Source organism: Streptomyces atriruber, from assembly GCF_001418325.1.
GTDB classification, from domain to species: domain Bacteria; phylum Actinomycetota; class Actinomycetes; order Streptomycetales; family Streptomycetaceae; genus Streptomyces; species Streptomyces atriruber.
In genome coordinates this window covers 1-7,593 of sequence record NZ_LIPN01000377.1, presented here as the reverse complement: position 1 = coordinate 7,593, position 7,593 = coordinate 1, and the positions used below count along the sequence as shown (strand labels likewise).

The following is a 7,593-nucleotide window of genomic DNA, read 5'->3' as shown; positions in this document are numbered from 1 at the left end:
TTCGGCTTCATCGAGCAGGACGGCGGCGGCCCCGACGTCTTCGCCCACTACTCGAACATCGCGTCCTCGGGCTTCCGTGAGCTCCTCGAGGGCCAGAAGGTCTCCTTCGAGGTGACGCAGGGCCAGAAGGGCCTGCAGGCCGAGAACATCGTTCCTGCCTGATCGTCGCAGCGCGCGAACCTCACAGCCGAGGCCCGCACCGGAAGGTGCGGGCCTCGGCTTGCGCTGTCATCGGGCCCGACCGGGCCCAGAGCCGCACCGGCTCAGAGGTCCGGAAGTCCAGCGACCAGGAAGGCATTACTGCATGAACCGCTCCGAGCGTCCGGCACGCCCCGCCCGTAAGCGCCCCGCCACCGCAGGTGGCAACACCGGCGGCAGGGGCCGGCCGTCCGGCCAGGCGAAGGGCTCCGCGCATTCCGGGAGGAAATCCGGAAACCGCAGGCCGAAGCCGGTCCAGGGCGGCGAGTTCGCCCTGCCCGAGAGCGTCACGCCCGCCCTGCCCGCCGTCGAGGCGTTCGGCGAGCTGGACATGCCCGAGGCCCTCCTGAAGACGCTGGCCGCCCAGGGCGTCACCGACCCCTTCCCGATCCAGGCCGCCACGCTCCCCAACTCCCTCGCCGGGCGCGACATCCTCGGCCGCGGACGCACCGGTTCCGGCAAGACCCTCGCCTTCGGCCTGGCCCTCCTGGCCCGCACGGCCGGGCAGCGCGCCGAGCCCCGGTCCCCGCTCGCCATGGTCCTGGTCCCCACGCGCGAGCTGGCCCAGCAGGTGACGGACGCGCTCACCCCGTACGCGACGGCGGTCAACCTCCGCCTCGCCACCGTCGTCGGCGGCCTCTCGATCACCCGGCAGGCGAACACGCTGCGCCGCGGCGCCGAGGTCCTCGTGGCCACCCCCGGCCGCCTCAAGGACCTGATCGAGCGCGGCGACTGTGACCTGTCGCGGGTCCGCGTCACCGTCCTCGACGAGGCCGACCAGATGGCCGACATGGGCTTCATGCCGCAGGTCACGGCGCTGCTCAAGCAGGTCGAGCAGGGCGGCCAGACGATGCTGTTCTCGGCGACGCTCGACAAGAACATCGACCGGCTCGTCCGGATGTTCCTGACCGATCCCGTCGTGCACTCCGTCGACCCGTCCGCGGGCGCCGTCACGACGATGGAGCACCACGTGCTCTACGTCGCCGACGAGACGGACAAGAAGGCCGTGGCCATGCGGATCGCCGCCCGCGAAGGCCGCGTGATCATGTTCCTGGACACCAAGCGCGCCGTGGACCGCTTCACCAAGCGGCTGCTCGCCAACGGTGTGCGGGCCTCCGGGCTGCACGGCGGCCGCTCGCAGCCGCAGCGCAACCGGACGCTCGACCAGTTCAAGAACGGCCAGGTCACCGCGTTGATCGCGACGAACGTCGCGGCCCGCGGCATCCACGTCGACGACCTCGACCTGGTCGTGAACGTCGACCCGCCCACCGACCACAAGGACTACCTCCACCGGGGCGGGCGCACCGCGCGGGCGGGGGAGTCGGGCAGTGTCGTCACCCTCGTGCTTCCCGACGAGAAGCGCGACATGACGCGGCTCATGAGCGACGCCGAGATCCGGCCGAACACGGCGCGCGTCACCTCCTCCGACGAGGAGCTGGCCCGGATCACGGGTGCGCGGGAGCCCTCGGGCGTTCCGGTGGTCATCGAGACGCCGCAGCCGCAGCAGGCGAAGACGCCCGCGCAGCGCCGTCGCCGGCCGCGCGGTGGCTCCGGTGCCGGTGGTCAGGGCCAGGGCGGCCAGGCGCAGGGCGGGCAGCGACGCACGCCCCGCCAGGGCCAGGGTTCGTCCGGTGCCGCCGCGGGCAGCGGCGGCGGCCGGGCCCGCCGTGGCCGTCCCGGTGGCGGCGAGCGCGGCGGCGCGCAAGGAGGCCGCCGCTCCGCAGCCTGATGCGGGCGCCGGGCCTGCCCCGGCTGTCCCCTAGCCCCGTCTCTGATCCACTCGGTCCCAAGGAGCCCGCTCGATGTCATCGGAGCGCGACCTCGTCGCCCTGCCTCTGCTCGAGGACGACCGTGCCGCGCTGCGTGCCGACTGCGGCAGCTGCTTCGGGCTGTGCTGTGTGGCGCTGACCTTCTCCGCGTCCGCGGACTTCCCCGTGAACAAGGACGCGGGGAAGCCGTGCGGCAATCTGCGGGAGGACTTCCGGTGCGGCATCCACCGGGACCTCCGGGACAAGGGGTACCGGGGCTGCACCGTGTACGACTGCTTCGGGGCGGGGCAGCGCGTCTCCCAGGGCACCTTCGAAGGGCGCGACTGGCGTCGGGATCCGGCCACAGCGCAACAGATGTTCGAGGTCTTTCCGCTCATGCGGCAACTCCACGAACTGCTCTGGTACGTGACCGAGGCACTGACGTTCCCGCAGACCCGGCCGATCGCCGCAGACCTGGAGCGCGTCCTCGCCGAGACGGAGCGGCTGGCCCAGGGCGACCCCGAGGCCGTCGCCGAGACGGACGTCGCCGCCCACCGTCAGGTCGTCAACACGCTCCTCCTGCGCACCAGCGAACTGGTCCGCGCCGAGCACCGGGGCCGAGGCGGTCAGGGCGGCAAGAGCAGCAAGAACGCCAAGGGCGGCAAGGGCGGCAAGAAGAAGGACCGCAGAGGTGCCGACCTCATCGGCGCGCGGCTCAAGGGCGCCGACCTCGCAGGCGTCGACCTGCGCGGCGCGTACCTCATCGGCGCCGACCTGCGCGACGCCGATCTGCGGGCGGCCGACCTGATCGGCGCCGACTTCCGCGACGCGGACCTGCGCGGCGCCGACCTCACCGGCGCGCTCTTCCTCACCCAGTCGCAGGTGAACGCCGCCAAGGGCGACGACGGCACGAAGCTGTCCGGCTCCCTCCACCGCCCCGGGCACTGGTCGCAGGCCTGACCGGCCGAGCGGCCACCCGCTGCTGCTAGGCGTCGCACTCCAGCACCGTCCGGCACAGCGTGCACCGCACCCGTATCCGCCCCCGCGAGGGCACCCGGATCCGCTGGTGGCAGGTCGGGCAGGGGAACGTCACGCGGAGCGCGCCGAGCCCGTCGCCGGAGAAGGAGTACGCCCCGGCGGCCCCGTTCACCCCGCCGGTCCCGTTCGCTCCACCGGCCCCGGCCGTCCCGCCCCGCGCCACCGCTCCGTGCTCCCGTGCGTACCGCCGGTCCTTCGCGTACCGCCGCCGCCCCGCCCACCCGGCGGCCGTCAGCGGCGGCTGCTGCTCGTCGCGGCGGGCCTGGGCGAGCCCCTTCGTGTACGCCGTGTAGGCCTGCGCGCTGGTGAACCACGTCTCCGGCGACTCGCCGAACGCCAACGCCCGCTTGGCCAGGACGTATCCGAACTCCTCCGGGGTCAGATAGCCGAACTTCTGCGACGAGGCGCCGTCCTCGCGGTAGGCGTCGAGCAGCAGCCAGCCCGCGCCCAGGTAGGTGGTGGCGGTGTCGGTCAGGATCTCGTTGTCGCGCGTGCCGGGGAACGAGAGGTCGAGCCGGTGCAGATACACGTGCATGACCTCGTGGGCGAGGGCCGCGCCGATGTCCCTGCGGTGGGTGCGGAAGCGGTCGTTCAGCTCGATGAAGTACTCGGGCCCCGCGGCGAGTTCGACGGACGCGGCATGCTGCATCTCGCGGAAGCCGACGATCATCCGGGCGTCGGGCAGGTGCAGGTGCCGGACCATCTCCCGGGCCACCCGCTGGGCGCCGAGATGCAGGTCGTCCTGGTCGCCGAAGGCCACGTCCGCGGGGGCCACGCTGGTCTCGAAGGAGTGCACGGTGTCGTACGAGAGGCGTTTGTAGAGCGCCGTGATGGCGGCGCGCACGGTCTCCAGATGGGGGTAGCCGTGCACGACTGGACCGCCGCCGACCGTCACGTCCGTACCTCCTGACGCCGCCCACCGGACACCGCGACCCGCCCCGCCCGGACACCGCAACCGGCTTCCACTGTACGGCGGTCACCGGCCCCGGACCGGGCCCGTGCGACACGCGGTGGCTGGAAACCGCCCCTTGCTCTGAGCGGACACCGATCTCCATAATCCGCAGCAACGCTTTTGGCGGGCTCATGCCAGCCAGGGGCGCTACCCCCACGAACCCCCCACGAAGGGAAGTCAGTTGAAGACCAAGCTGCGTGGAGTGAAGAGAGCCGCCACCCTCGGTGCGATCGCTCTGGCCACTGTGAGCCTTCAGCCCGTGGCCGCTCAGGCGGCTCCCCACCCGGGCCCGAACCCGAGTGAGCGCGTCGTCGGCGGCACCCCCGCCGAGCAGGGTGAATTCCCGTTCATGGTCCGCCTGTCGATGGGCTGTGGCGGCGCTCTGTACGCCCAGGACATCGTGCTGACCGCCGCCCACTGTGTGGACGGCTCCGGTGACAACACCGGGATCACCGCCACCGGTGGCGTCGTGGACCTGGAGAGCTCCGACGCGATCAAGGTGAAGTCCACCAAGGTCCTGCAGGCCCCCGGCTACAACGGCAAGGGCAAGGACTGGGCTCTCATCAAGCTCGAGAAGCCGATCGACCAGCCCACGCTGAAGATCGCCAAGGACACCAAGTACAACGAGGGCGAGTTCGACATCGCCGGCTGGGGTGCCGACAAGGAGGGTGGCGACCAGCAGCGCTACCTCCTCAAGGCGAAGGTCCCGTTCGTCAGCGACGACGACTGCAAGGCCGCGTACGGCGACGACCTCACGCCCGGCGAGGAGCTGTGCGCGGGCAAGCTCAACGAGGGCGGAGTCGACACCTGCCAGGGCGACTCCGGCGGCCCCATGTTCCGCAAGGACGAGGCCGGGGAGTACGTCCAGGTCGGCATCGTCAGCTGGGGCAACGGCTGCGCGCAGGCCAAGTACCCCGGTGTCTACACCGAGGTGTCGACCTTCGCGGGCGACATAGAGAAGGCGGCGTCGGAGCTCTGAGGGCCTGACGTCCGACGTTCTGTGGCGGGGCGCCCGTGATCGCGGGCGCCCCGCTTCGCCGTGCGTGCCCCGCTTCGCCGTGCGTGCCCCCATGCCCCCGGGCGCACCGCCCGACGGTTAGTCCAACACCTCCCCCTCCTTTGTCCATGGGCGCGTTCGTCCCGCCCGGCGCATCGTGAGCGGCACGAAATTCCGTCCATGGAGGGGTGCTCCCATGCTGCCGTCAGACACGTCCGGACCGAGCCGCAGAGCCGTGGTCGCGACGGGCGCGATCGCCGGAATGGGCGTCGCCCTCGGCGCGGGAGGCAGCGCGTTCGCCGAGCCCGCCGCCGGAAAGCGCCCGGCGGGCGAGGCGGTCCTGCGCTCGGCCGACCTGGACGTACGCGTCGCCACCGCCTTCCCGAGCATCGTCTCGTACACCGACCGCGCGAGCGGCGCCGTGCTGCACGGCCGCTCGGACGCCGTCACCACCGTCCTCGTCGACGAGGCCGAGCACACCCCGCGGGTCACCGTCACGACGGGCAGGTCACGCGCCGCGTACGTGCTGGACTTCGAGGGCGGCACCCGGATCGACGTCGAGATCGCGGTCGAGGGCAGGCAGGTCCACTGGCGCGTCACGAAGATCGCCGACACGGACGCGCTGCGCGTCGGCACCCTGCGCATCCCCGGACTCACCCTGCTCGCGGTGCGCAGCGACCAGCCCGGCGCCGCCCTCCTCGCCGCCAAGGTGCAGCTCGACAAGGCCAAGAGCGGCGACACCCTCGTCCGGCCCGCCAAGGACACCCCCGCGGAGGCACCGACCGGATGCGCGTACGCCGTCGTCGCGCACGACCGGCTCGGCGGCGCCGTCGAGACGAACACCGTCTACGACAAGCCCACCTCCGAGGCCGGTACCACCTGGGAGAACGGCCGCCTGTGGCGCGAGACGGTGAAATCCACCGGGAAAGCCGACTACGTGGAGGCCCGGCTGAGCCCGGGGCAGTGGACCCACCGCGCGGCGACCGCCCCCGTCGACGCCACCGAACCCCTCCCGTACGCCACCGTCGTGATCACCGGTGACCGCAACGGTGACGGCAAGGTCGACTGGCAGGACGCCGCGATCGCCTTCCGGGACATCATGGTCACCCCGCTCGGCGCCGACGAGCAGCACCTGCGGGTCGTCCCGCACATCCCCTTCAACTTCGCCTCGCAGGCCACCAACCCGTTCCTCGTCACGCTCGACAACGTCAAGCGGATCCACCTGGCGACCGACGGCCTGCGCCAGTACACGCTCCTCAAGGGCTACCAGTCCGAGGGCCACGACTCCGCCCACCCCGACTACGCGGACAACTACAACACGCGCGCGGGCGGCCTCGACGACCTCAACACCCTGGTCCGCGAGGGCAAGAAGTGGAACAGCGACTTCAGCGTGCACGTCAACACCACCGAGTCGTACCCCGTGGCGAACGCCTTCTCCGACAAGCTCGTCGACAAGAAGAACGAGCAGTGGGACTGGCTCGACCAGAGCTACCGCATCGACCAGCGCCGCGACCTGGTCTCCGGAGACATCGTCAAGCGCTTCGCCGACCTGCGCGCCCAGACCCACGCCGGCCTCAACACCCTCTACATCGACGTGTTCCGCGAGTCCGGCTGGACCTCCGACCGCCTCCAGCGGGCCTTCCGCGAACAGGGCTGGACGGTCACCACGGAGTGGGGCCACGGCTTCGAGCGCTCCGCGATCTGGTCCCACTGGGCCACCGAACCCGACTACGGCGGCGACACCTCCCGCGGCATCAACTCCCGCCTCATCCGCTTCGTCCGCAACCACCAGAAGGACGTCTTCGCCGACAAGTGGCCCACCCTCCTGGGCATCGCCCGCATGGGCAACTTCGAGGGCTGGGTCGGCAAGACCGACTGGCACGCCTTCTACGACCTGATCTGGACGCACTCGCTGCCCGCCAAGTACCTCCAGGCGTACCCCATCAAGAGCTGGGGCGAGCACGAGATCGCCTTCTTCGCAGACGCCCGGTCCGGAGCGGCGACGACGGTCTCCGACGCCTCCGGCAAGCGCCGCATCACCACCGGCGGAAACGTCGTCTACGAAGACGGCCGCTACCTGCTCCCCTGGGAGCCCCGCAAGGCGCACGATCCCGCCAAGCTGTACCACTACAACCCGGCAGGCGGCACCAGCAGCTGGCAGCTCCCGCGCGCGTGGGCCCGCCGCTCCCGCGTGGCGCTCTACCGGCTCACCGACCAAGGGCGCGTCTTCGAGTCGTACGTCTCCGTAGCGGGCGGCAAGGTCACTCTCAAGGCGGAGCCGAAGCAGCCCTACGTCCTCTACCGCGAGCGCGCCGCGGACCTGCCCGACCCGAAGTGGGGCCAGGGCACGCCGCTGCACGACCCGGGCTTCCACTCCGGCTCCCTGGCGGGCTGGAAGGTCAGCGGGCCCGCCACCGTGCAGCTCAGCGACCTCGGCGACCACGAGCTGGTCATCGGCGAGGGCGGCGCGNNAGGTCGAGGTCGGCGAGAAGCCGGGGGAGAGCCGCACGGCAGCCCTTGAGGTGCGCACCGCCGACGGCATCACCGCCACCAACTCCACCCGGACGTCCACCGCGGGCAACTACGTCGCCGCGGACCGCAAGCACGGCACCCGCTTCCAGCGCATGTTCACGTACTTCACCGTCCCCGAAGGCGGCGGC

General features: G+C 71.6%; 6 protein-coding genes and 1 pseudogene. 6 read left to right on the top strand and 1 reads right to left on the bottom strand.

Annotated features, from left to right (window positions below; all coding sequences use genetic code 11):
• The 3 genes from AOK03_RS32725 to AOK03_RS32715 all read left to right on the top strand — a co-directional run.
• On the top strand, positions 1 to 162 hold a 162-nt coding region (locus AOK03_RS32725), incomplete at its 5' end, for a cold-shock protein (RefSeq protein WP_063792627.1).
• Between the two features lie 142 nt (positions 163 to 304).
• On the top strand, positions 305 to 1,927 hold the full coding sequence (locus AOK03_RS32720) for a DEAD/DEAH box helicase (protein WP_055569012.1): 1,623 nt from the start codon (positions 305 to 307) through the stop codon (positions 1,925 to 1,927).
• 73 nt (positions 1,928 to 2,000) lie between these two features.
• Complete coding sequence (locus AOK03_RS32715) at positions 2,001 to 2,906, top strand: pentapeptide repeat-containing protein (RefSeq protein WP_055569011.1); 906 nt, start codon at positions 2,001 to 2,003, stop codon at positions 2,904 to 2,906.
• Between the two features lie 25 nt (positions 2,907 to 2,931).
• Here AOK03_RS32715 and AOK03_RS32710 read toward each other — a convergent pair whose 3' ends face one another.
• Positions 2,932 to 3,879, bottom strand: coding sequence for a hypothetical protein (locus AOK03_RS32710; protein WP_055569010.1), 948 nt, complete (start codon positions 3,877 to 3,879; stop codon positions 2,932 to 2,934).
• Positions 3,880 to 4,117: 238 nt separating this feature from the next.
• On the opposite strand from AOK03_RS32710, the gene AOK03_RS32705 reads away from it, so the two are divergent.
• The 3 genes and pseudogenes from AOK03_RS32705 to AOK03_RS44395 form a co-directional block, all read left to right on the top strand.
• Positions 4,118 to 4,915 (top strand): S1 family peptidase, encoded by a 798-nt coding sequence (locus tag AOK03_RS32705; protein ID WP_055569009.1) that lies wholly within the window; start codon positions 4,118 to 4,120, stop codon positions 4,913 to 4,915.
• Between the two features lie 214 nt (positions 4,916 to 5,129).
• Positions 5,130 to 7,403 (top strand): annotated as a pseudogene (locus tag AOK03_RS32700) (endo-alpha-N-acetylgalactosaminidase family protein); the annotation flags it as partial.
• A gap of 2 nt (positions 7,404 to 7,405) precedes the next feature.
• A partial coding sequence (locus AOK03_RS44395; RefSeq protein WP_244177840.1) for a hypothetical protein occupies positions 7,406 to 7,593 on the top strand: 188 nt, incomplete at both ends.

Excerpts from the sequence above, each read along its gene's own strand:
- AOK03_RS32720 (WP_055569012.1), top strand. The coding sequence starts at position 305 with ATGAACCGCTCCGAGCGTCCGGCACGCCCCGCCCGTAAGCGCCCCGCC.
- AOK03_RS32715 (WP_055569011.1), top strand. The coding sequence starts at position 2,001 with ATGTCATCGGAGCGCGACCTCGTCGCCCTGCCTCTGCTCGAGGACGAC.